Below are 22,246 nucleotides of genomic sequence, written 5' to 3' on the forward strand. Positions count from 1 at the left end.
CCAAATTGCTTTCTAGGTGTAGTCTTAAAGTTAGTCGCTTTTGCAGTGGTCGCTAGCAAAAGCCTATGAACATTTAATGACAAGCGATACAAGGGTATGAGCGACATATTATTGTCATATATTTGACTATAAGTTGTGTAAAATTGAATCTACCAGTGTTAGAAGTGACCAAAAGTAAAAAAACTACCCTTTGAGTGAGTAGGCAATTGAGCAATTGGTTGGTAATTTTGCCGTAATGATCTCAGGGAGTAGTCTATGAAGCGGGTAACCTCAGTTATTACTCTAGCTTTTTTGTTTGCCACATCTGCAGTGCGTGCCGATGTGCGTTTTCTAATTGATGAGTCGTTGGAGCAGAGCCGGGGGTCCGTTCACACCTACATGCTTGAAACGGACGCATTGATACCTTCGCAATGGAAGTCTTTGTTGACTCAGCAATGCTGTATTGTATCTGAAGTGTTTGGCACCAATAAGGTAATTGTTACCGCTAGCCCAGAGTTGTTAGGGCAGTTTCGCAGTGATATCGAGGAGTTGGAAGCCTTGGCCGAGTCGTCGGGTGATGTTGCTGGTCGAGTGCAAAGTTTGTCTAACTACTACCGCAATGCTGTCGCCATTGATATCACGCCGCAGGCGAGTGAAAGTATATCTTTCACAGTAACTGACTCTCGTATCAATATGGTCGCGATCAACGCCGTGTTAATGCACTTTCCTCAGGCAACGATGACGACTAACCAAGAAGGCGTTAAAGAAATTGCCTGTATGGCAATAAATGAGCGTCAAATACGCCAGCTATTGGCGGCTTCGGCACGATAATTTTTTAGGTATTTTAAAGCCCGTAATATGAGCGGGTTTTTTTTGATAGTTCGTCTAACGCTGTTATGTCGAGAGAGATATTTTTCTGAAACTTGATGCTTAATGAAACTGTTGGGTTTTAGATTGGTATTGGGAACGTTTTCGGTCACTTGGCTCGCCTAATTTACAGGTCAATGAACTTCGATAGTGCTTTTTGTTCTACTCTTATTGCCTTTTATATTAGTATTGGTATTTTAAAGGTATCGTAAATATAATTTACTTTTCTTTTTCCTTTGGTACTATGACTGCGCTAAAAATCCTAGTGACTTGCGCCGATGGTTTTTTTAGTCTACGTGCAATTTTCTGAAACATTTTATAGGTACCTTAGCGACTAGCTATTGCGCTCAGGTATTTAGTGGGCACGTATTTGAATCAACTCTCGCAAGGGATGCTCGAAGGTTGATGCTGACAACTTAGTAGTGACAGAGTAAAAGGAAGCCATATGAAATTGGATCTTAGGATCGACCATCTAACATTCCGAGCCCCTTGGGTCGATGAAGACGCTGACCTAACGGCTGATCTATTTACCAAACCGGATTTAAAGGCATCTTTAAGTAAGCCGAAAGGCAAGGCTGCACCTATGGGAACGCGCCGACGCATGACACCTGTGTCGAAAATGGTGATTGATGCGGCGCTAAATGATGAATTTCCCGTTGATGAAATGGACTACGGTGTGTTTAGTTCACGCCATGGCGAGGCCACGCAAAAAGCAACGCTGGCCGAAAATGTACTGTACCGCGAGCCTATTTCGCCAACCATCTTTTCACAGTCAGTGCACAATACGTCGGCGGGATTGTTCAGTATTTTCCGCAAGTGCCGCAAGCCAACAACGTCTATTGCTGCTGGGAAACAAACCCTGTCAACCGCGCTGCTTGAGTCGCATGCATACCTAGCCGATCACCCAAATGCCAAAGTAATGGTGGTCGCGTTTGACGAAATGCTGCAACCAGCACTGAACATCGATAAGGATTGCGGTGAAACCAGTGCGACCTATGCGTTGGCAATGATGGTAAGTCGAGATAACCCTAACTTATCGGTGCAGCTTAACGCCGAAGGCGAAGCGAATGATTTCGAGTTGCCGGAGACGCTACAGTTTCTACGTTGGTGGCTAGCTTCACCAACAGATTCTTTGGTAACGCCAGGGCAAAATTCTCTTGTCGCATGGCAAGCCGTTTAACATCAAAACATCCTTGTAGGGACATTAAAATGGAAAAGCTAATCGCAGAAGTTAAAGACCTAATCATCGAAACACTGAATCTTGAAGATGTTAGTGCAGATGAAATCGGCAACGAAGACCCGCTTTTTGACGAGGGTTTGGGCCTAGATTCAATTGACGCACTAGAAATTGGTGTGGCGATCAAAAAATCATATGGCGTTGAGTTGAAAGGTGAAGACACAGATACGCACTTCGCGTCTGTTACAGCCTTGGCTCAGTTCATCGAATCACGTCGCGCTTAATTGCGCCCCAAGGAAACTTAAGCTGGGAACTAGGATGTTTAAATTCTCCAGCCAATATCAGGTGTGCGAGTCGCTATTGGACGGCACACCAACGTTTTGGCCTGAAACGCAAAGTTATATTGCTGCACAGATTTCTTGGTTGCAGGAAGTGGAAGGTGATCGAATCGCCTTGTGCTTTGATGACACCTATGAATTTTTGGTAGCGCTATTGGCGACATTGGCCGTGGGTAAAACGCCTGTGCTGTTGCCAAACAACTTGTTAGGCACTTTGCGTGACTTGTCTGCTGAATATCAGCAAGTGCTTACAGATGATGCAGGTCTTGTTTCGGCATGCGGTGGTGCATTGTTGCAACCTAGCGCCGGTGACAGTACTTGGCAGATGCCAGAGCTAACACCGGAGCAAACATTAGTGTTGTTTACTTCCGGCTCTACTGGTTTGCCAAAATGTATCATCAAGCCTTTAGCGCACATCCATGCAGAAGTAAGTGACTTGACGGAAGTGTTTGCCGAGGTTGCTCAGGATACGGTTGCTGCGGCGTCGGTATCCCATCAGCATCTTTATGGTTTGCTGTTTAAGGTATTTTGGTCGCTCTATGATCAGCGCCCATTCCTTCGCCAACAAATCCGATTCCCTGAGGCATTGCCAGATGGTAAGCGCCTCATATTTATAACGAGCCCAGCATTGCTTAGTCGTATGGATGATGTCGACTTGCCAAATGTGAACGTGAGTGCAGTGTTTTCATCTGGTGGGCCGCTAAGTTATGACGCAGCTGTCAGTAGTCACAATATTTTAAGTCACTATCCATTCGAAGTGTTTGGAAGTACTGAAACCGGTGGGATTGCCCTGCGCCAACAACGCAATGGTAATCAATGGTGGACACCCTTGCCACAAGTTAGGGTGCAAGCCGATGCCGACCAGCGGATCCTGTTAATGTCACCTTATTGTGGCGCCGATACCTGGCAGCAAGGGGATGACTTAATTGAGCTTAACCAAATTGGCCAATTCATGCTCAAGGGCAGAGTGGACCGCATTATCAAGCTTGAAGAAAAGCGCATTTCGATCACGCAAGTGGAACGATTAATTGGTGAAGCAGTTAATGGATTGCCACTAAAGGTGATAGATATTGATGTGTCTGGCCGCAAGCAGCTAGGGGTAGTCATTGCCGGCAATGAATCGACTTTGCCGATGAAGACTAGCGCTATTCGAGCCTTGCTAGCAGACCATGTAGAGCGAATAGCGGTGCCAAGGCGCTGGCGATTTGTCGACGAATTACCAATCAATGCGCAAGGCAAGGTGGCTTATGACCAGTTGCGTGCGCTATTCGAGGAGGTGACAGCATGAGTGATACGCCTATTGTTATTGCTCGTGAGCAGCTTGCAGAAGATACCGCGCAGTGGCGCTTAAGGGTGCCAAGCGACTGTAAGTTTTTTAATGGCCATTTCGACGGCAATCCAATTTTACCTGGCGTAACCCAGGTGCATTGGGCGGTTGCTTTTGCAAGTGAGCTACAGGTAGGCGAGTTTACTGGTCTGCCACAAGTGAAGTTTATGCAGCCAATTCTTCCAGAAGCCGAGATCAGTTTGCGAATCAAACATCTGGGTAAAAAACTGCAATTTGAATACTTTGACGACGCTAACACGTATAGCGCCGGTACGGTAACTGTCTGTTAATCATTAACATAGAAGGAACTTCTAATGGCGATCACCATTGGATCAAATCACATCACGATTGAAGACGTAACCAATGTTGCGTTGAACAACGAGAAAATTGAACTAAGCAAGGATCCTGCATTCCAAGGCCGAATCAAAAAGGGCATGGAATTCTTGGACAGCTTGCTTGAAGAAGACGGCGTTATCTATGGCGTGACGACAGGTTACGGCGACTCGGTAACCCGCGGCGTGCCGCGTGAGCTTGTACCGGAACTACCGGTTCACCTAACGCGTTTCCACGGCTGTGGTTTAGGTGCCTACTTCGACCGTGAAGCTGGCCGTGCCATCATGGCAACGCGTTTAGTATCGCTTTGCAAAGGTTTCTCTGGTGTGAGCCCAGCGCTTTTAGAGCAGCTTGAGTTCTACCTAAATAACGACATCACTTCAGTGATTCCTGAAGAAGGTTCAGTGGGTGCATCAGGTGACCTAACGCCGCTTTCTTACGTTGCAGCGAACCTAATTGGTGAGCGTGATGTTTACCACAAAGGTGAAAAGATCAGCGCTGCGCAAGCACTAGAATTACACAACCGCGCACCAATCAAACTACGCCCGAAAGAAGGCCTAGCAATGATGAACGGTACAGCAGCGATGACTGGTGTAGCGTGTCTAGCATACAAGCGTGCTGAGTATTTAATTGAACTGGCAACGCGTACAACTTCTTTGGCGTCTATCGCGCTGAAAGGTAATAGCTTCCACTTTGATGAGCACCTGTTCAAAGCTAAGCCGCACGCCGGCCAGCAGCAGATTGCTGAATGGATCCGTGGCGACCTAGAGCATGAATTGAAGCAGAAGAACTCTGACCGTCTACAAGACCGTTACTCAGTTCGTTGTGCACCACACATCATTGGTGTGTTGGCTGATGCGATGCCATTGTTCCGCCAAACAATCGAAAACGAATTGAACTCGGCAAACGACAACCCGCTTATCGACGTTGATGGTGAGCGCGTTCTGCACGGCGGTCACTTCTACGGTGGTCACATTGCGTTCGTGATGGATTCAATGAAAACATTGATTGCTAACGTTGCTGACCTACTAGACCGTCAGATGGCATTGTTGATGGATGTGAAGTTCAACAATGGTCTGCCGCCAAACTTGTCTGGTGCTAAAGATGGCCGTAAGCAAATCAACCACGGCTTTAAAGCGACTCAGATTGGTGTGTCTGCTTGGACTGCAGAAGCGCTTAAGCATACTATGCCGGCGTCTGTGTTCTCTCGTTCAACTGAATGTCACAACCAAGATAAAGTATCTATGGGTACCATCGCGGCACGTGACTGCATGCGTATTCTTCAGCTAACAGAGCAAGTGCAGGCAGCGCTATTGTTCGCCACAAACCAAGGTATTCGTCTGCGTATTGAGCAGGGTGAGTTGTCTTGGGACAACCTGACGCCAGGCGTTAAAAAGTTTGTTGAGACCATCAGCGAACACTTTGAGCTACTCACTGAAGACCGCCCTCTTGAGCATGAACTGCGCGCTATGATTCGCCGCATTCAAACGCAAGAGTTCGATTTGTACACAGAGCGTGCAACGCAAGCAGAAGCGCAAACTGCTTAATCAGTGTGTCACAAAAGGCGAGGGGGTCCCTCGCCTAGTTTGAGGTGTAAAGGCTATGGCTGTATATATTCAAGGTATCGGCATTAATAATGCTTTGGGCAATAACCGAGAAGCGGTCTTTGCTCAGTTTAATCGCAATCAGGGTCTTGGGCATAAGCGCATTGAGCCTTTGATTTCTCAGCGCGCAGCCACAGTGTGCGAAGTGGTGGGTGAACTAGCGGATGTGCCTGAGCACCTATCGCGCTATCGCTGCCGCAACAACCAAATGTTGTATACCGCCTACCTAGAAATCAAAGACCTTGTTGACGCAGCAATCGCTAAGTACGGTGCCGAGCGTGTCGCCATTGTATTAGGCACTACGACATCCGGTACGGGCGACGGCGAAGAAATGCGAGAGCAGATTAACAGTACAACTGGTCTGCCTCCCGAATATGACTTTGTCAAAGAAGAAACCAATGGTGGTGCTGAGTTTCTGCAACAAGTCACCGGCGTGAAAGGCATTTGTTATACCGTTTCTACCGCCTGCACGTCTTCTGGTAAGGCGATGATTGCTGCTAAGCGCTATCTCGACCACGAGATGTACGATGCAGTGATTGTTGGTGGTGCAGATTCGCTGTGTAAGATGACCATTAATGGTTTTGACGCGCTAGAGTCGGTTGACCCAAATATTTCGGTGCCGTTTAGTAAGAACCGCGTTGGCATCAACCTAGGCGAAGGTGCAAGCCTGATGTTGCTAAGCCGCGAGCCTGCTGACATTCAGTTAATGGGTGTGGGCGAATCATCTGATGCGTACCATATTTCATCGCCAGACCCAGAAGCTGTTGGTGCGAAAATCGCCATGCAACAAGCATTGGATATGGCAGGCCTAAAAGGGTCTGATATCGCCTATATCAACTTGCACGGTACGGGTACGCCAAAGAACGACATTATGGAAGCAAAAGCGGTGTATGAGGTTCTTGGGCCGGAGACTCCGGCAAGCTCAACTAAGGGGCTCATTGGTCACACTCTGGGTGCTGCATCGGCACAGGAACTCGGCTTGTGTGTATTGATGTTGCAAGCGGATATTAGCAAGCAATTGATCCCACCACATTTGTATGATGGTGAGAAAGACCCAGAGTTGCATGATATCAACCTAGTGGCAGAACCAACGCCGATTCGCTCGCCGTATATGATGAGCAACTCGTTTGCTTTTGGTGGTTCAAATGCGTCAATCGTTATTGGTAAGGTGAGCTAAACCATGCAGCAAAACTGGGATATGGATGACCTACTGCCCCATCGTGCGCCGATGCAACTGGTGCATGATATCGCTGTGCTAGACGACCAAATCACTGTGATCGCCAAGATCGAGCCCGACCATATTTTTGCCGATGATAGTGGTGTACCAGCTTGGGTGGCCAGCGAAATTATGGCGCAAGCTATTGCTGCACAGACTAGTTATCTCGACAAGCAGACAGGTGCGGGTGGTGTTAAGGGGGGCATGCTGTTGGCGGTTAAGCGATTTAAAGCAAATCATAGTTATATGAAGTTTGGCGAAACGCTGAATGTCACCAGTGAGGCACTCTCGGATGAGGGTGCAATGAAATTATTTAAGTGCCAGGTAGAGGGCCCATCATTTACTGCCTCGGCCATGTTAAGCGTAATTCAAACGGCAGAATAAGATGAAAAAACGTGTATTAGTGACTGGCGCCAGCAAGGGGATTGGTGCTGCGATTGCAACAGATTTAGCGCGCGATGGTTACGCAGTGACGGCGCATTATCATAGCGACCAAGCTGGCGCACAGGCAGCGCTGGACGCCGCTGGCGTCGACGGCCAAATTCTTCAGTTCGATGTTTCTGATCGGGCGCAATGTGCTGAAGTGATTGCCCGCGACATTGAAGAAAATGGCCCATTCTATGGTGTGGTAGCCAATGCCGGTATCCGCGAAGATGGTCTATTTGCCGGTATGGAAGCCACCGATTGGGATAAAGTGCTGCGCACTAACTTAGACAGCTTTTATAACGTAGTTTACCCGGTACTGATGCCAATGATTCGCTCACGCAAGGGTGGCCGCATCGTAACCATCTCTTCATTGGCAGGTATTGAAGGCAATGCAGGGCAGGTGAACTATAGCGCTGCCAAAGCTGGTTTAATTGGTGCAACCAAGGCACTGGCGCAAGAAGTTGCGAAGCGCAAAATTACCGCTAACGTTGTTGCGCCTGGCCTTATTGAAACAGCAATGACTGCCGCTGGCGATATTCCACAGCAGTTGCTAAACGAAATCCCTATGGCACGCATGGGGCAGCCAGAGGAAGTGGCTGGTGTGGTAAACTTCTTAATGTCTGATAAATCGTCTTATGTAACTCGCGAGGTCATTCGCGTAGATGGTGGCGTTTAACCACGCATATATACACATTGCACGCGCGCAGCAAATTACCGCTGCGCAGCAGCAATGGCTGCTTAGCGTTTGGCCTGACTATGATGCAAAACGCTATTGTTCGTTGTCTCGTGAATCGGTTAAGCAGCAGTTCTTAATAAGTCGCTATTGGATGTATCACTGGCTGATTCAGCATTGGCAGCTTGAAGATGTTCGCATGACTCGCAACGACCACGGTAAGCCTTTTCTATTAGCCAGCCCGCTATTCATCTCACTTAGCCACACAAAAGAGTGGGTAGTATTAGCAGTGTCTAATCATGAGATTGGTATTGATATTGAGCGTATTGATCGAATGAAAACAAAGCATTTGCGCTGGTTTTCGCAAGCAGAGCAGCAAGCGTTTCGGCAAGGCTTGGTATCACTTAGTGAACTATGGACGCTGAAAGAAGCGATAGTGAAACAAAAGGGTAGTACACTCGCTAGAGAACTTGCTCGATGTGATATTAATTGGCATAGCTGGCGCGACAGTCATGATCTGTACAGTCAGACTTGGCATAATGATTGGCAGCTGTCGGCTTGCGCGCCAGAAGTAAACCAGTGGCATGTGCAAGCAGAACTTGGTTAAGCCATTACAAAGCATGAACCTGAAGCCTAACCATTAATGCGCGCTCTTGCAGTATGCTAACAGGGTATCTGATGATAAGGAGCGCTCAATGACCCTGCTTCCATGGCGTTTGCATAAAGGAAAAGACATGTCTCCATTGTCTATCTCAGAACTAATTGATGAATACCATCAAAGTTTGGTGGCATCCCCTTTCGATGAGGAGCGTTGGCGCTCTGTCGCGCAAGCGTTGCGCAAATTTGTTGTGCAACAAAGCCAAGATTCAACCGTTTATTTAGCTTGGCTTGGACGTCATTCACTGAGTTTGTTTGAACCACGAACTCAAGCAGCCGATACCCAGGAGTTGATGAAGTTGCTGCAAGCTTTGCAGGAGCTAGATTGGTTGGCTCAGGCGGAGCAACGCAAAACAGGTGATCGCAGGCGTTCAGGTTAGTAGTTGTTGTAGTGCATCAATAGGCATTGGCTTGGCAAGTAAATAGCCTTGTACCTCGCTACAGCCTAGTGATGCCAATAGCGCGAACTCCTCTTCATGCTCTACCCCTTCCGCCACTACAACAAGCTTGTAGCCCTTAGCTATATTAATAACCGACTCAACTATGGTACGCGCGCCATGTTCGTTGAGCATGCTACTAATAAATGAGCGATCTATTTTCAGCTCATGCAAAGGCAGTTCCTTGATCATCGACAGTGACGAGTAACCGGTTCCAAAGTCGTCCAGTGAAAAGCGCAGCCCCAAGCGCCCCAAGCGCACCATTTGACTGCGAGCAAACTCAAGATTCTCTAGCGCGGCAGTTTCGGTTACCTCCAGCTGTAAATACTGACTATAGTCGGGCAAAGAGCTCACTACGTGTTCAAGCTTGTCGATCAAGGCGGCATTGTTTATTTCTGCTGCTGATGTGTTCACCGATACGCGGCTTAGCTGGCGACCAAGAAAGGGGGTTAACTCGCTATAGCTTTGGCGGATAACAAAGCTGGTAAGTTTATCAATGAGTCCGTAGTGCTCGGCCAACGGCACAAATAATGCAGGCGATATTGGCCCTTCCTCGGGGTGGTGCCAGCGTACAAGCACTTCAACGCCAGTCACTTGTTTGTGCATATTAAATTGAGGCTGATAAGCGAGTGTGAGCTGTTCATTTTCTAGCGCAAAACGCAGATCGCGAGATAGTTTAATCGCCTGCATTTGCTGGGCAGACAAATCCGGATTGAAGAAGTTTATCTGAGTGCGATTCCTCTGTTTGCCTAGGCGTAATGCTTCGGATGCCGACCACATTAACCCTTTTGCATGTTTGGCATCTTGCGGTGCTAGCGCGACACCATAGGTTGCTTTCAACTCGCAGCCAGATTCTATTGATAGCTGCTGTAGTATCGACATAATGCGCTCGTAAACTTGCTCAACCTTTTGTTCGCCGTGATCAGCAACAGACGCGACAGCAAACTGATCCACTGCAAGCCTAGCGAGTAATGCCTCTATGGCAAAACGGCTGCGCAAGTGCTTGGCGAGGCGTTGAATGATGATATCTGCTTTATCATGGCCAACCGTTTTATTAATTTCGCTAAAGTGGTCGATGTCGAAATACACTAACACGTATGATTGATCAGGCGAGAGGTGCTGAAGTTGCTGCGACAGCAGTAGCTTAAATCTGTCATGCCTAAGCAGTTTAGTTAATGGATCTGACTCAAAGGCTTGCTGGTATGTTGTTAACGCGCGGACGGATAGAAAGTAGAGCAACAACGCGGTTAGGCCGATAAATCCCCAGCCTTTTATCAGTTGGGCGGAAGCCAATAAGTCTGGATCATTGATCAGGCTATTAAGCACTCGATCAGACAGGGTAATCCAGAGCAAACCGAATACCGTGTAGATAAGCGTAATTCTAAGTGCCAGTTGCGCTGTGCGCTGCATGCCTTGACCTCTTCAGGAATTGCCTGAAAAGTCTAGCAGTGATTTTGTTTCACTACGTAAAAAGTGCAATAAAAAAGGGAGCGCAAGCTCCCTTTAACTGTTTACACTTTAAGTGCGGTTTAACCTAGCACAGCCAAGTCGGCAGTTTGCAAGAACAAGTCGCGTAGGTTGCCAAGCAAAGCTAGGCGGTTGGCGCGTACTGCTTCGTCGTCGGCCATTACCATGACGTTGTCGAAGAAAGCATCTACAGGCTCACGCAGGTCAGCTAGGCTCGCTAGCGAGCCTTGGTAGTCGCCTGCCGCAACCAGAGGTGCAACCTTGGCTTGTTGTGCCTGTACCGCAGTCCACAAGGTACGCTCTTCGTCTTGCACAAACTTAGCCTCGGCAACAGCACCCGTTTCGCTAATGCCTTGTTTAGCCAAAATGTTGCTAACACGCTTGTTCGCTGCTGCCAATGCTGCAGCGGCGTCTAACTTAGCAAACTCAGCGACCGCTTTAACGCGACGGTCGATGTCTAGTGGCTTGCTTACGCCACGAGCACGTACGGCTTGGAAGATCTCAGGCTTGATGTCTTGCTCGCCATAAACCGCGCTTAGACGATCTAGCATGTAGCTCAATACTTGCTCAACTACGTCATCAACTTTAAGTGCTGGGTGCTGCTCGGCAGCAACGGTTAGCAGTTGGCGCAAATCTAAATCTAGGCCACCTTCTTGGATGATGCGCAATACACCAACCGACGAACGGCGCAGTGCGAATGGATCTTTAGTACCGCTTGGTGGCTGACCAATACCAAAAATACCAACCAAGGTGTCGATACGATCGGCTAGGGCAATGGCCTGACCAGTTTTGGTTTGTGGCAGTACGTCACCAGCAAACTTAGGTAGGTACTGCTCTTCAATCGCTGTTGCAACTTCTGCCGCTTCGCCATCGTTCTCAGCGTAATAGCGACCAGCTAGACCTTGCAGATCAGTGAACTCAAATACCATGTTCGTCACAAGGTCGCACTTAGCTAGGTGTGCAGCACGCGCCACCATGGTTTCATCACCGCCAATTTGGCCCGCGATATTGCTTGCCAGTGCTGAGATGCGACGAGCTTTGTCAGCAACCGAACCCAAGTCTTTTTGGAACGTCACGGTTTCTAGTTTTTCGAAACGGCTTTCTAGTTTTTGCTTGCGGTCGGTGTCCCAGAAGAATTTAGCATCGGCCAGACGAGGGCGAATTACCTTCTCGTTGCCCGATACAACTTGTGCCGGATCTTTTGACTCAATGTTGGCAACCGTGATGAAGTTCGGTAGTAGTTTGCCGTTGCCATCAACAACGTGGAAGTACTTCTGGTGCTCTTTCATTGAGCTAACTAAGGCTTCGGCTGGTACGTCCAAGAACTCTTCACCGAAGTTACCGATCAATGGCATTGGCCATTCATTTAGAGCTGTCACTTCGTCTAGTAGGTCAGGGTCGATGACCGCTGTGCCGTTTACTTCGCCAGCGATTTTTTCAACACCTTGGCGAATCAGTTCACGACGCTCGGCGAAGTCAGCCAATACATAACCTTCGGTTTTCAAACGCTCGGCGTATTCAGCTGGGCTGTTTAGGGTAATGTCGCCAACCCCATGGATACGGTGGCCGCGTGTTACATTGCCAGCTTTTAGGTTCAGCACTTCTGCGTCTACCACTTCGCTACCAAGTAGCATGACTAACCATTTCACTGGGCGAACAAACTCTGAGCGTGACGCACCAGAGCGCATGCGCTTAGGGATAGGTAGTTTGTTGAGCGCTTCACTTACAAACTCAGGTAACAACTCAGCTGTCGGTTTGCCTTTTTGCACGCCTTTATAAACTAACCAAGTACCCTTTGGCGTTTCCATTTCAGACAAGTCTTCAACGCTGCCACCACAACCGCGCAAGAAGCCTTGCAGAGCTTTGGTTGGATTGCCGTCGTCGTCAAAGGCGGCTTTTTTCGCTGGGCCTTTGCGCTCAAATGCTTCATCTGGCTGTGCTAGGGCAAGGTCAGAGATTTGCACTGCCAAGCGACGTGGTGAAGCAAAGGCTTTTACTGCGCCAAACTCAATGTTGGCGTCTTTAAGCTGCGAGACAATGCCAGCTTCAAAGGCTTCGCTTAGACCTAACAAGGCAGTTGGCGGCAGTTCTTCGGTACCTAGTTCAACTAAAAAATCTGCAGCCGACATTATTTCACCTCGTCTTCTAAATACAATTTGCGCAGCGCTTCAGGCGCCTGCGGGAAGCCCAATGCTTTACGAGCTTCAAAATAAGTTTCTGCTACTTGGCGAGCCAACGTACGAACGCGCAAAATAAAACGCTGACGCTCAGTAACCGAGATCGCTTGGCGCGCATCTAACAAGTTGAACGTGTGGCTGGCTTTTAATACTTGCTCGTAGGCAGGAAGCGGCAGCTTTTCTTCGATCAAACGTGCACAGTCTTTTTCGTACTGATCAAACGCGCTGAACAAGAAGTCTGTGTCGGCGTGTTCAAAGTTATAAGTACTTTGTTCCACTTCGTTTTGGTGGAAAACGTCGCCGTAAGTCACCGGTGTGCCGTCTGGGCCGATGGTCCAAACAAGATCATAAACACTGTCGACTTCTTGTAGGTACATGGCGATACGCTCAAGACCATAAGTAATCTCGCCAGCAACAGGGAAGCACTCAAGGCCACCCACTTGCTGGAAGTAGGTAAACTGGGTGACTTCCATGCCATTAAGCCAAACTTCCCAACCAAGACCCCAAGCACCCAGTGTTGGTGACTCCCAGTTATCTTCTACGAAACGAATATCGTGTACTTCTGGGTCGATCCCCATTTCTTTTAAGGAGCCAAGGTAAAGTTCCTGAATGTTGTCAGGGTTTGGCTTCATGATGACCTGGAACTGGTAGTAGTGCTGCAGGCGGTTCGGGTTTTCACCATAACGACCGTCAGTTGGGCGGCGTGATGGTTGCACGTAAGCTGTGTTCCACGTTTCTGGGCCGATTGAGCGCAGGAACGTAGCTGGGTGGAAGGTACCCGCGCCCACTTCCATATCTAGTGGTTGCAGAATTACACAGCCTTGTTTGGCCCAATATTCCTGAAGCGTAAGAATCAGGCCCTGAAAGGTTTTTACATCAGCAGTCATAGTTTTCACTTAGTTTTTAGGGCTATTTCATCAGCAGGTCTCGATCGTGATGCAGATAAACCTCGCCGATTTTCGCTGGCCGAGTTGATTAGCTATTGCCACGACACGGTCGCACGCGACCCCGGCGCAACCCATCCATGGGGGCTCGACACCTGCATCCCTGCAGGTGACTGTCTCGCAATAGCCAAATAACTCGACCGCTGAAATAGGGGAAGTTGACCATCAAAAGTCGAGATCTCTTGATGAAATAACCAAAATTTCAACAGAAAATTCTGAACGTGGCATTATCACGAACCTAAGCCCACATTGCTAGGGGCTAGCGCAAGGTTTGTCGTATTATTCGCAGTTCAAACGCTACCAGCCTAAGCTGGTAGCTGTGCTTGGTTTTTACGTTGATACGTAATTAAAAGCGCGAAGCCGGTGGCGTAAGTCGTTGCGATAACAATAAAGGTGACTGAGGTACCTGAATTGTCGGCTAGCATGCCTATCATGGGGCCGATCAGCACTGTGGCAATGCGAAATAACATGCCTTTGATTGAGTTGGCTGTTGCACGAAACTCACCAGTGACTTGTTGATTAAACCAGTCGGTGAAAAACGTCACGTGAAAACCTCGGCTGAGATTAATCAATAAACCAAGTGCAATGCCTGCCACGCTGCTAAATAAAGCCATGCTTAGGTAGCCGGCAACGGGTAGGCAGGCCAAAACAATCAGCATGCTTGCTTTGCCGATTCGATTGGCCAGTGGCAATGAGAGCTTGGCTCCGATGGCCACGATGCCGTTTGCCGCTGCCCACATAACACCGAATAGCGCGACGTTTACCTCTAGTTCTGTCCAGTATTTTTGGTACATCCAAGCAGCGGACCAAGAGCCCATCGACGCTAATATCCATATGGCTAGCATCCAGCGCAAAAACGGTTGTTTTAGTGTTTGCTGCATTACGCTGGCAAAGTTGTCTGTATGGCTGCTTTGGCTAATTTTGCGCACCGGTTCAACCAAAAACAGGGTGCATGCAAAGCCTGCCCAGCCAACTACCGCTTGCGCTTGCAATACGAGCTCCCAAGAATGCAAGGCTAAAAGCCCGCCCAGCAATGCCGCAACGGTTTCGCCAATGTTTCGACAAAAGGCTAGGTTGCCGATGCGGTTTTTACCATGGTCGCCAAGCTCTTCTTCACTGTCGTAAAGTATGGCGACGTCGGAGCCTGAAATCATGCTAAAGCCAATACCAAGAAAGACTTCAAACACGACGAGTGTCCAAAAATCGGTTGCGAACATCAGTACGGTAAAGCCCACGCCAACGGCAAAATAACCAATATTCATCGCTCGTTTACGGCCAAATAGGTCAGCGATATAGCCAGATGGCACTTCGCATAGCAGCAGGGTTGCGCCGAAAACGGATTGCAGTAGAAAAATCTGCTGCATGTCTAGGCCGTAGCTACCAAAAAGCGGCACCATGATTGGCATAAATATCAAAAACAGCTGAGTGAATGCGATGCTGTTCAATATTTTAAAGTTCAGACGAACGCTTCTACCACTTGGGGAACTCATTTCCATCTCCCTAAAACTAAAAAACCCCTGATGCCAATTGGCAGCAGGGGTAAAAAAAGATTCAAAGTACGCTTATTATCCCCTGATTCTACAAAGCACACCGCAGCCGACCTTCATCCAGGCAGCTACTAGTGGTTGTTGAATAAAGATGTGTGCGTGCATTGAAAACTCCATGATCGAGCCGGCAGTATAGCGACGCGAATCTTGATTGCGAGTAAATAAAAGTTTATGCGCTAAAGAGAACTGTACAGAAATCAATCCAATGGCTTTAGCTCTGGATGATAAAAGTCAGTTTCGCCTGTCTCGTAATAATGTTCGACCCAGGTTTCAAAAATTAGCGCTGCGGCCAAACCATCTACCGAGTGTTTGCCAAAGTCTGACTTGCGGCGATCTTGCTGAAGCTGAATGCCTTTAGCTTCGAAGCTCGTTAGGCGCTCGTCAACGCGATGGGTTGGTAGGTCATATTGAGCAGCGAGGCGGCGGCGAAACTTATCGGCGCGCAAGCCAAGCTCACTCATGCTGCCGTCCATATTGACGGGTATGCCAACAATGAGGGCGCTAGGCTGCCATTCTTTTATAATAGGGTCCAATAACTGCCAATTCGGTTTGCCATTATCCACTTTAATTGGCTCAAGCGGCCTTGCTTGCCCGGTGATCATTTGCCCTATGGCTATACCTACGCGCTTGCTGCCAAAGTCGAAGGCGAGAATGCGCTGGTAGTTACTGATTTCCGACATCTAGGTCGACCTCAAAGCGGAAGGTTCGAATGATTTCAAGCACATCCGCGCCACTGGTGTCGGGCAACTGCTCAAATGGTGCGGCAAGCATGACGATGCGCTCGGCGGCATTGTCTAAAATGTCATAGCCTGAGGACTTGCGAATCTCAACATAGGCCAGTGAGCCATCTTTGCGAATGCCAGCTAAGACTCGAACACTACCGGATAAGCGTTGCGAACGGGCTGCTTCTGGGTAATTGGCATTACCGACTCGTTCAACTTGTTGCTGCCAGTCATAAAGATAAGCGGCTTCGTCGTCGGACACCGCAGAAATGCTAGAAATGGTTTTAATGTTGGGCCGGTTGGCGTAGCGATTGACTTGCTCGGCCACTAGCGCTCGTAATGTATTCGCTGAAACGGTGCGGTCGTCGGGTGACTGTTGGCCTTCGACTTCGCTTTCCCTGGTTTCAGCTTGCTGTTCAATGCCGTCAATGCTGGCAACGGTCAGTACACTACGTTGCACGGCTTCGCGGGCGCCCGATTGTACCTGTTGGCGGTCGAATTGTTCACCGGCAAACTCAGATTCGGCAAGTGTGGTGAGCTCACGCTTCTCATCTAAATTGCCACTACCTTCACTATTGCTTTGCGCAATGAAGTCAGCATCGTCTGGCTGGCGCTCACTGCGCATCATCACCAGGGTAACATCTTGCGCTTGCGCCACGCTTTCAAATTGCGGTGCCACAAAGCGTATGCCAAACAGGATAACAGCGTGTGCTACTGCGGCTAAAAAAAGCGAAAAAACTAGACGGTCATTGGCCAAAGCTTGCATTCGGGCGATATCTATTCAATCCATTAATGACGCTAGTATACCCATACGCTTGTCAGTGTCAGCCCCAGTATGTCGCAATAACGTAATGTCAGGGGCTACGCCCCTGAAGACGATAGCGCTATTTACTTTGTTAGCTTGCTAGCAACTGCTTCCATCAGTAGTGCGGCGACGTCTATGCCGCTGTCACGAGTAATTTCGCGGATGCAGGTTGGGCTGGTCACGTTTATTTCAGTTAGCGAGTCGCCGATTACGTCTAAGCCGACGAAAATTAACCCGCGTTTCACAAGTTCTGGTGCGACGGTTTCGGCGATCTCGCGATCACGGTCTGAGAGTGGTTGCGTGACACCGCGCCCTCCGGCTGCTAGGTTGCCGCGGGTTTCTCCGTCCGCCGGAATGCGCGCTAAGCAGTAGTCAACCGGTTTGCCGTCGATGACCAGTATGCGTTTATCGCCTTGTTTGATTTCTGGCAGGTACTTTTGTGCCATGATTTGCCACTGGCCATGATTGGTCAGGGTTTCAAGGATAACACTAAGGTTTGGATCATCCTCTTTAACCCGGAAGATTTGGCTGCCGCCCATGCCGTCAAGCGGCTTAAATATGACATCTTTATGTTCATGGTAGAATCTCACCAAATGCCGCTTATCACGGGCAACCATATGTGGTGGTGTAAGCTGTGGGAATTGCGTGGCAAAAAATTTCTCGTTGCAATCTCGCAGGCTGCTTGGCTTATTAACGATGAGCGTACCCTGTTTTTCGGCCACCTCTAGAATATATGTTGCATATATGTACTCGTTATCAAAAGGTGGATCCTTACGCATAAATATTACATCAAGATCGGCAAGTGGCATGATCATTTCCTCGCCCAAATCATACCAATGCTTGTCATCTTTATGCGCTACGATCGGCTTTACTGCGGCCATCGCTTGCCCTTGTTCTGCGAACAGGTCTTGCATCTCGATATAAAAAACCTGCCAGCCACGCTCTTGGGCGGCCCACATCATGGCAAGGGTGCTGTCTTTGTGGTAACTAATCTTGGCGATCGGATCCATAACAATGCCGATACGTGTAGTCATAAGCTTTACCTGCTGGAATAGTGTATGGTTGCTAAGTTTAACTATATTGCATAAAGGTACGTGTAGAACGATATGGGGTTGTGGCGCAAGCTTTGCAACTGTGGTACAAAATCCCCCTTAATGTCTACGCGCTCGACGAATAACTATAGTTGCTACCCTTATGGGTAGCGCACTTGGTGCAAGGTGTCCCATGGAGAACAACTTTGAAGGCTTAAAGGTAATGGTCATCGATGACAGTAAGACCATTCGCCGTACAGCTGAAACATTGCTAAAGAAAGTTGGTTGCGAGGTAGTGACGGCAACTGATGGATTTGATGCACTCGCAAAAATTGCCGATACAAGGCCTGATATTATTTTTGTTGACATTATGATGCCTCGTTTAGATGGCTATCAAACCTGTGCCTTGATCAAAAACAATAGCAACTTCAGCGACACGCCGGTTATCATGCTGTCGAGCAAGGATGGTTTATTTGATAAAGCAAAAGGCCGTATTGTCGGTTCTGATGAGTACCTAACCAAGCCATTTGGCAAGGAAGAGTTGCTCGGCGCGATTCGCGCGCATATTAGCTAATCACCCTATCCACTGCTTTTTATTGTTTTGAGGTAAAAATGGCACGAATACTGATTGTCGATGATTCGCCAACCGAGACTTTGGCGTTCAAACAAATGCTAGAACGCAATGGTCACGAGGTGCTGACCGCCGAAAGTGGCGCAGATGGTGTGGCGTTGGCGCGACAAGAGTTGCCTGACGTTGTATTGATGGATATCGTAATGCCTGGTCTGAACGGCTTTCAAGCGACACGTCAATTGACGCGAGGAAGTGATACGGCGCACATTCCAGTAATTATTGTGACCACAAAAGACCAAGAAACTGACAAAGTATGGGGCAAGCGACAAGGAGCCGTCGGCTATTTGGTTAAACCGGTAGACGAAGACACCTTGCTCAGCGAGATTAACGCTGTTCTGAATTAACGCTAGAGAGCAAGTGGGAAATAGATGTCTGTTCAGATGACACCCTTTGAAAAACTGCAAAACCTTGCCCAGCGAAGCGTGGCACTTGCTTTGGGCTTGCCCGAGCAAACCGTGGCGCAAGAAACGCTGCAAGGTATTGGTTTTGCTTTAGCAGGGCACGCATTTGTCGCGCAAATGGGGCAGGTCACTGAAATCCTAGATGTGCCAGTGTTAACCCGTATCCCACGAGTTGAATCTTGGGTGCTAGGTTTGGCTAACGTACGTGGTCGCCTAGTCCCAGTTATCGACGTCGCTGATTTACTTGGCGTCGAATCCTCGGTCCCTCTTCGCCAGCGGCGAATGTTGGTGGTCGAACATGATGATCACCCAACCGGGCTGATTGTCGATGCAGTATTGGGTATGCAACAGCTACCTCATGCCGCATGGCAGGAAACAACGGAGTTACTACCTGATGCACTGAGTGCATTAACCGACGGTAGCTACGTATTTCAATCTAAACAATGGAACTTGTTACAGTTTAATCGTCTAATTCAATCAGAGCGGTTTTCCGCCGTTGCGATTGGACAATCGGCAAATAAGGCCATAGGACTGGAGTCATAAATGAACCTTTCAACTAGCCTATCGTCGCTACTCCGCAATAAGCAAAGCTCGACAATTATTTCTTTAGTGGCTGCCCTATTGGCGGCTCTTGTCGTGCTTATCGCGTTGTTTTACTTCGATAATAAAACCTCCTCTGAAGACCGCGTGCATTTGTCTAACGTAGCGGACTTGCAAGTACTGTCACAGCAGCTTGCTAAGAACGCCACCGAGGCAGCAGACGGCCGCGCCAACGCTTTCGACTTCCTATTGGAAGAAAGGAATCACTTCGCTGGCGATTTACAAGAATTGAAAGAGGAATCGACGGTTGACGGCGACTACTCTCCAGCGCTTGATAGCAGCATCGATATGCGAGCGGTTGACCGTTTGTGGGTAGGTGTGCGTTTGGCTGCCGACCAGATTGTGGCGTCGGAATCTTACATCACCGAGGTGAATGACTACGTTCTAACGGTTGAAGAAGAGCTGCCGCTAATTCGTCTGTCATATAATGACGTCGTGGCGATCATTCAGCAAAACGGCATCGATAACCCTCGCCACATTTCTATAGCGCAAGACCAAATTCTTGTGATTCAGCAAATGCTGGGTACGGTTGCGCAAATGCTAGATGACGATGACGGTGCGATCACTGCGGCGGACGACTTTACTCGCTATGTACAAGGATTTACGTCGAACCTAAATGCCCAGATCAATGGCGACCCTTCGCTAGACATCGAAGCCGTAATCGATCCTGAAGCGCGTGAAGTACTTGAGATCATTCAAGAGGACTTTAACGGTATTCGTACTGCTGTAACACGTATTCTTGACCGTTCGCCAGAGTTGTTCCAGGTGCGTGAAGCAGCACAGTTAATCTATGAAGATTCTGAGCAGCTACTTGGCGCCCTACAAACGCTTGAAGATGATATTCAAGCAATGTCTGACTCACGCCCATTTGGCTTGCTCTTGACGATTGCGATTGCGGTAGCAGTGCTTCTGATGGCAGCAATTGCTGCGGTTATTATTCGCGGCTCAACACAAGAGCAGAAGCAACTAGCCGACGAAAACGAGCGAAACCAGAACGCGATTCTACGTCTTCTTGACGAACTTGCTGACCTAGCTGACGGTGACTTGACCGCACAGGCAACGGTAACCGAGGACTTCACGGGTGCGATCGCCGACTCTATTAACTACGCGATTGACCAGATGCGCCAACTGGTAGGTGCGATTAACGCAACTGCCGTACAGGTATCATCGGCTGCACAAGAAACTCAGTCTACGGCCGTTTCCCTAGCCGAATCTGCGGAGAACCAGGCGCAAGAGATTGCTGGTGCGTCGGCAGCGATTAACGAAATGGCGGTGTCGATTGACCAGGTATCTGCCAACGCCAACGAATCGGCGATGGTTGCCGAACGTGCGGTAGGAATCGCGAAGAAGGGTGCTGACGTTGTACAAAATACAATCAACGGCATGGACACGATTCGCGAACAGATTCAAGACACGTCGAAGCGTATTAAGCGCCTTGGTGAATCGTCACAGGAAATTGGTGATATCGTATCCCTGATTAACGATATTGCTGACCAAACGAACATTCTGGCACTTAACGCAGCGATTCAGGCATCCATGGCCGGTGACGCGGGTCGAGGCTTCGCGGTAGTTGCCGACGAAGTACAGCGCCTAGCGGAACGTTCTTCTGCGGCAACCAAGCAGATTGAAGCACTGGTTAAAACGATTCAGTCGGATACCAACGAAGCGGTAATCTCGATGGAATCGACAACCTCTGAGGTAGTACGTGGTGCACGCCTAGCGCAAGATGCGGGTGTTGCTCTGGAAGAAATTGAAAACGTATCTAAGTCTTTGGCGGAATTGATTCAGAACATTTCCAACGCGGCACGTCAGCAGGCGTCGTCTGCGGGTCACATTTCAAATACGATGAACGTTATTCAAGACATTACGTCACAAACCTCTGCCGGTACCATGGCAACCGCTCGATCGATTGGTGATCTAGCAGGCTTGGCATCTGAGATGCGTGCATCGGTAGCAGGCTTTAAACTGCCTGAATTAGATGCAGCAAACCAATAAGCAAGCGGTCCAATAGGGCCTAGAGGTGACTGTGCATTCATCGTCGTGGCGTCCGAAACCGATCGCGCCACTGCCAGATGACGAGTTTGTTGCCTGGCAGCGACTGCTTGATGAGCGACTTGGTATAGAAGTGCCGGCGCATCGCCGGCATTTTCTCGAAACCAGTCTGACGCTCAGAATGCGTGAGCTTGGCATCGATCATTACCATGAATACCGACAGCGACTAACCAAGGGGGTTAGTGGCGTGGTTGAGTGGATGGCGTTAATCGATCGAATCACAGTACAAGAAACTCGATTTTTTCGTGATGCTGACGCAATACAACTTATGCGTGAGCACATTGAACGGCGAATTCGCAGCGCAACGCGGCCCTTAGCAATTTGGAGTGTAGGGTGTTCGACTGGTGAAGAACCCTATTCGTTAGCCATGGTCGCAGCAGATGTTGCCGAACAGTTTGGCAAGCGCCTCGCGTTTGGTGTAACAGCTACTGACATCAGTACGCCAGCGTTATTAAAAGCACGTGAGGCAACGTATCCAGAGCGCAAGTTGCTCGAGATGCCTGCAAACTATCGCGAACAGTTTATGTTGCCCGCTGAGCAAGAAGGGCATTGGCAAGTTTTAAGCGAAGTGCAAGCAAGGTGCTGCTTTACCCGCGGCAACTTGTTGGATATGGGGGATTCGCCCCTGTCTGGCATGGATATTATTTTTTGCCAAAATGTGCTGATTTACTTTAGAAAAAACCGAAGAATCGAGATTGTAAACAATTTGATAGACCGACTGCGACCAGGTGGACTGCTTATTCTAGGTGCAGGAGAGGTGATAGAAACCCCGGTTTATCGAGCCGAACGTGTAGACGACAAGCGTGTACTCGCTTATCGTCGACGCATGATTTAA

At 48.8% G+C, this 22,246-nt stretch carries 23 protein-coding genes; 16 read left to right on the forward strand and 7 right to left on the reverse strand.

The window, feature by feature from the left end:
- Positions 1 to 255: 255 nt before the first annotated feature.
- The 11 genes from DUW71_RS13875 (at position 256) to DUW71_RS13925 (ending at position 8,977) form a co-directional block, all read left to right on the forward strand.
- Positions 256 to 810, forward strand: a complete 555-nt coding sequence (locus DUW71_RS13875; RefSeq protein ID WP_119395867.1) for a hypothetical protein — start codon at positions 256 to 258, stop codon at positions 808 to 810.
- Positions 811 to 1,291: 481 nt separating this feature from the next.
- Positions 1,292 to 2,026, forward strand: coding sequence for a beta-ketoacyl synthase chain length factor (locus tag DUW71_RS13880; protein ID WP_119395868.1), 735 nt, complete (start codon positions 1,292 to 1,294; stop codon positions 2,024 to 2,026).
- 29 nt (positions 2,027 to 2,055) lie between these two features.
- Complete coding sequence (locus tag DUW71_RS13885; RefSeq protein ID WP_119395869.1) at positions 2,056 to 2,307, forward strand: phosphopantetheine-binding protein; 252 nt, start codon at positions 2,056 to 2,058, stop codon at positions 2,305 to 2,307.
- Between the two features lie 34 nt (positions 2,308 to 2,341).
- A complete protein-coding gene (locus DUW71_RS13890) occupies positions 2,342 to 3,649 on the forward strand; it encodes an AMP-binding protein (protein WP_119395870.1) in 1,308 nt (435 codons plus the stop codon).
- Positions 3,646 to 3,978 carry an ApeI family dehydratase gene (locus DUW71_RS13895; RefSeq protein ID WP_119395871.1) on the forward strand — a complete coding sequence of 111 codons (333 nt, stop codon included), beginning with the start codon at positions 3,646 to 3,648 and terminating at the stop codon, positions 3,976 to 3,978. The genes DUW71_RS13890 and DUW71_RS13895 overlap by 4 nt, the downstream gene beginning before the upstream one ends.
- A gap of 24 nt (positions 3,979 to 4,002) precedes the next feature.
- Complete coding sequence (locus tag DUW71_RS13900) at positions 4,003 to 5,568, forward strand: HAL/PAL/TAL family ammonia-lyase (protein ID WP_119395872.1); 1,566 nt, start codon at positions 4,003 to 4,005, stop codon at positions 5,566 to 5,568.
- Between the two features lie 55 nt (positions 5,569 to 5,623).
- Positions 5,624 to 6,802 (forward strand): beta-ketoacyl-ACP synthase, encoded by a 1,179-nt coding sequence (locus tag DUW71_RS13905; RefSeq protein WP_119395873.1) that lies wholly within the window; start codon positions 5,624 to 5,626, stop codon positions 6,800 to 6,802.
- 3 nt (positions 6,803 to 6,805) lie between these two features.
- A complete protein-coding gene (locus tag DUW71_RS13910; protein ID WP_119395874.1) occupies positions 6,806 to 7,225 on the forward strand; it encodes an ApeP family dehydratase in 420 nt (139 codons plus the stop codon).
- A gap of 1 nt (position 7,226) precedes the next feature.
- The gene (gene fabG / locus DUW71_RS13915) at positions 7,227 to 7,943 is read left to right on the forward strand and encodes a 3-oxoacyl-ACP reductase FabG (RefSeq protein ID WP_119395875.1); all 717 of its coding nucleotides are present in this window, start codon (positions 7,227 to 7,229) and stop codon (positions 7,941 to 7,943) included.
- Positions 7,930 to 8,547, forward strand: a complete 618-nt coding sequence (locus tag DUW71_RS13920) for a 4'-phosphopantetheinyl transferase family protein (RefSeq protein ID WP_119395876.1) — start codon at positions 7,930 to 7,932, stop codon at positions 8,545 to 8,547. Before fabG ends, DUW71_RS13920 begins: the two co-directional genes overlap by 14 nt.
- Before the next feature lie 88 nt (positions 8,548 to 8,635).
- Positions 8,636 to 8,977, forward strand: a complete 342-nt coding sequence (locus DUW71_RS13925; protein ID WP_119395877.1) for a hypothetical protein — start codon at positions 8,636 to 8,638, stop codon at positions 8,975 to 8,977.
- Here the strand turns inward: DUW71_RS13925 and DUW71_RS13930 are convergent.
- The 7 genes from DUW71_RS13930 to gshB all read right to left on the reverse strand — a co-directional run bounded on the left by DUW71_RS13930 (position 8,969) and on the right by gshB (position 17,730).
- A complete protein-coding gene (locus tag DUW71_RS13930) occupies positions 8,969 to 10,444 on the reverse strand; it encodes a putative bifunctional diguanylate cyclase/phosphodiesterase (protein ID WP_119395878.1) in 1,476 nt (491 codons plus the stop codon). The two genes, DUW71_RS13925 and DUW71_RS13930, sit on opposite strands and share 9 nt — an antisense overlap.
- Before the next feature lie 119 nt (positions 10,445 to 10,563).
- Positions 10,564 to 12,630: a glycine--tRNA ligase subunit beta gene (gene glyS / locus DUW71_RS13935; protein WP_119395879.1), complete on the reverse strand. Its 2,067-nt coding sequence runs from the start codon at positions 12,628 to 12,630 to the stop codon at positions 10,564 to 10,566.
- Entirely contained in the window at positions 12,630 to 13,565 is a 936-nt protein-coding gene (gene glyQ, locus DUW71_RS13940) for a glycine--tRNA ligase subunit alpha (RefSeq protein WP_119395880.1), read from the reverse strand. The genes glyS and glyQ overlap by 1 nt, the downstream gene beginning before the upstream one ends.
- 362 nt (positions 13,566 to 13,927) lie before the next feature.
- Positions 13,928 to 15,112, reverse strand: a complete 1,185-nt coding sequence (locus DUW71_RS13945; protein ID WP_158584117.1) for an MFS transporter — start codon at positions 15,110 to 15,112, stop codon at positions 13,928 to 13,930.
- A gap of 254 nt (positions 15,113 to 15,366) precedes the next feature.
- A complete protein-coding gene (gene ruvX / locus DUW71_RS13950) occupies positions 15,367 to 15,849 on the reverse strand; it encodes a Holliday junction resolvase RuvX (RefSeq protein WP_199671229.1) in 483 nt (160 codons plus the stop codon).
- On the reverse strand, positions 15,833 to 16,570 hold the full coding sequence (locus tag DUW71_RS13955; RefSeq protein ID WP_158584119.1) for an energy transducer TonB: 738 nt from the start codon (positions 16,568 to 16,570) through the stop codon (positions 15,833 to 15,835). Before DUW71_RS13955 ends, ruvX begins: the two co-directional genes overlap by 17 nt.
- Positions 16,571 to 16,779: 209 nt before the next feature.
- Positions 16,780 to 17,730 carry a glutathione synthase gene (gshB, locus tag DUW71_RS13960; protein ID WP_119395883.1) on the reverse strand — a complete coding sequence of 317 codons (951 nt, stop codon included), beginning with the start codon at positions 17,728 to 17,730 and terminating at the stop codon, positions 16,780 to 16,782.
- A gap of 190 nt (positions 17,731 to 17,920) precedes the next feature.
- Here gshB and pilG point away from each other — a divergent pair, with 190 nt between their 5' ends.
- The 5 genes from pilG to DUW71_RS13985 are packed head-to-tail and all read left to right on the forward strand — an operon-like array spanning position 17,921 to position 22,246.
- On the forward strand, positions 17,921 to 18,301 hold the full coding sequence (gene pilG / locus DUW71_RS13965) for a twitching motility response regulator PilG (RefSeq protein ID WP_119395884.1): 381 nt from the start codon (positions 17,921 to 17,923) through the stop codon (positions 18,299 to 18,301).
- A 38-nt stretch (positions 18,302 to 18,339) separates the two neighbouring features.
- Complete coding sequence (gene pilH, locus DUW71_RS13970; RefSeq protein WP_119395885.1) at positions 18,340 to 18,702, forward strand: twitching motility response regulator PilH; 363 nt, start codon at positions 18,340 to 18,342, stop codon at positions 18,700 to 18,702.
- A gap of 24 nt (positions 18,703 to 18,726) precedes the next feature.
- Positions 18,727 to 19,302: a chemotaxis protein CheW gene (locus DUW71_RS13975; protein WP_119395886.1), complete on the forward strand. Its 576-nt coding sequence runs from the start codon at positions 18,727 to 18,729 to the stop codon at positions 19,300 to 19,302.
- Positions 19,303 to 21,354, forward strand: coding sequence for a methyl-accepting chemotaxis protein (locus DUW71_RS13980; protein ID WP_119395887.1), 2,052 nt, complete (start codon positions 19,303 to 19,305; stop codon positions 21,352 to 21,354).
- Between the two features lie 25 nt (positions 21,355 to 21,379).
- Complete coding sequence (locus DUW71_RS13985) at positions 21,380 to 22,246, forward strand: CheR family methyltransferase (protein ID WP_233546149.1); 867 nt, start codon at positions 21,380 to 21,382, stop codon at positions 22,244 to 22,246.

It is taken from the genome of Salinibius halmophilus, assembly GCF_003577475.1.
Classification (GTDB): Bacteria; Pseudomonadota; Gammaproteobacteria; order Pseudomonadales; family Natronospirillaceae; genus Salinibius; species Salinibius halmophilus.

What these genes read in the sequence shown, in the direction of transcription:
- DUW71_RS13875 (WP_119395867.1), top strand. Translation starts at nt 256, where the DNA reads ATGAAGCGGGTAACCTCAGTTATTACTCTAGCTTTTTTGTTTGCCACA.
- DUW71_RS13880 (WP_119395868.1), top strand. Translation starts at nt 1,292, where the DNA reads ATGAAATTGGATCTTAGGATCGACCATCTAACATTCCGAGCCCCTTGG.
- DUW71_RS13885 (WP_119395869.1), top strand. Translation starts at nt 2,056, where the DNA reads ATGGAAAAGCTAATCGCAGAAGTTAAAGACCTAATCATCGAAACACTG.
- DUW71_RS13890 (WP_119395870.1), top strand. Translation starts at nt 2,342, where the DNA reads ATGTTTAAATTCTCCAGCCAATATCAGGTGTGCGAGTCGCTATTGGAC.
- DUW71_RS13895 (WP_119395871.1), top strand. Translation starts at nt 3,646, where the DNA reads ATGAGTGATACGCCTATTGTTATTGCTCGTGAGCAGCTTGCAGAAGAT.
- DUW71_RS13900 (WP_119395872.1), top strand. Translation starts at nt 4,003, where the DNA reads ATGGCGATCACCATTGGATCAAATCACATCACGATTGAAGACGTAACC.
- DUW71_RS13905 (WP_119395873.1), top strand. Translation starts at nt 5,624, where the DNA reads ATGGCTGTATATATTCAAGGTATCGGCATTAATAATGCTTTGGGCAAT.
- DUW71_RS13910 (WP_119395874.1), top strand. Translation starts at nt 6,806, where the DNA reads ATGCAGCAAAACTGGGATATGGATGACCTACTGCCCCATCGTGCGCCG.
- fabG (WP_119395875.1), top strand. Translation starts at nt 7,227, where the DNA reads ATGAAAAAACGTGTATTAGTGACTGGCGCCAGCAAGGGGATTGGTGCT.
- DUW71_RS13920 (WP_119395876.1), top strand. Translation starts at nt 7,930, where the DNA reads ATGGTGGCGTTTAACCACGCATATATACACATTGCACGCGCGCAGCAA.
- DUW71_RS13925 (WP_119395877.1), top strand. Translation starts at nt 8,636, where the DNA reads ATGACCCTGCTTCCATGGCGTTTGCATAAAGGAAAAGACATGTCTCCA.
- DUW71_RS13930 (WP_119395878.1), bottom strand. Translation starts at nt 10,444, where the DNA reads ATGCAGCGCACAGCGCAACTGGCACTTAGAATTACGCTTATCTACACG.
- glyS (WP_119395879.1), bottom strand. Translation starts at nt 12,630, where the DNA reads ATGTCGGCTGCAGATTTTTTAGTTGAACTAGGTACCGAAGAACTGCCG.
- glyQ (WP_119395880.1), bottom strand. Translation starts at nt 13,565, where the DNA reads ATGACTGCTGATGTAAAAACCTTTCAGGGCCTGATTCTTACGCTTCAG.
- DUW71_RS13945 (WP_158584117.1), bottom strand. Translation starts at nt 15,112, where the DNA reads ATGAGTTCCCCAAGTGGTAGAAGCGTTCGTCTGAACTTTAAAATATTG.
- ruvX (WP_199671229.1), bottom strand. Translation starts at nt 15,849, where the DNA reads ATGTCGGAAATCAGTAACTACCAGCGCATTCTCGCCTTCGACTTTGGC.
- gshB (WP_119395883.1), bottom strand. Translation starts at nt 17,730, where the DNA reads ATGACTACACGTATCGGCATTGTTATGGATCCGATCGCCAAGATTAGT.
- pilG (WP_119395884.1), top strand. Translation starts at nt 17,921, where the DNA reads ATGGAGAACAACTTTGAAGGCTTAAAGGTAATGGTCATCGATGACAGT.
- pilH (WP_119395885.1), top strand. Translation starts at nt 18,340, where the DNA reads ATGGCACGAATACTGATTGTCGATGATTCGCCAACCGAGACTTTGGCG.
- DUW71_RS13975 (WP_119395886.1), top strand. Translation starts at nt 18,727, where the DNA reads ATGTCTGTTCAGATGACACCCTTTGAAAAACTGCAAAACCTTGCCCAG.
- DUW71_RS13980 (WP_119395887.1), top strand. Translation starts at nt 19,303, where the DNA reads ATGAACCTTTCAACTAGCCTATCGTCGCTACTCCGCAATAAGCAAAGC.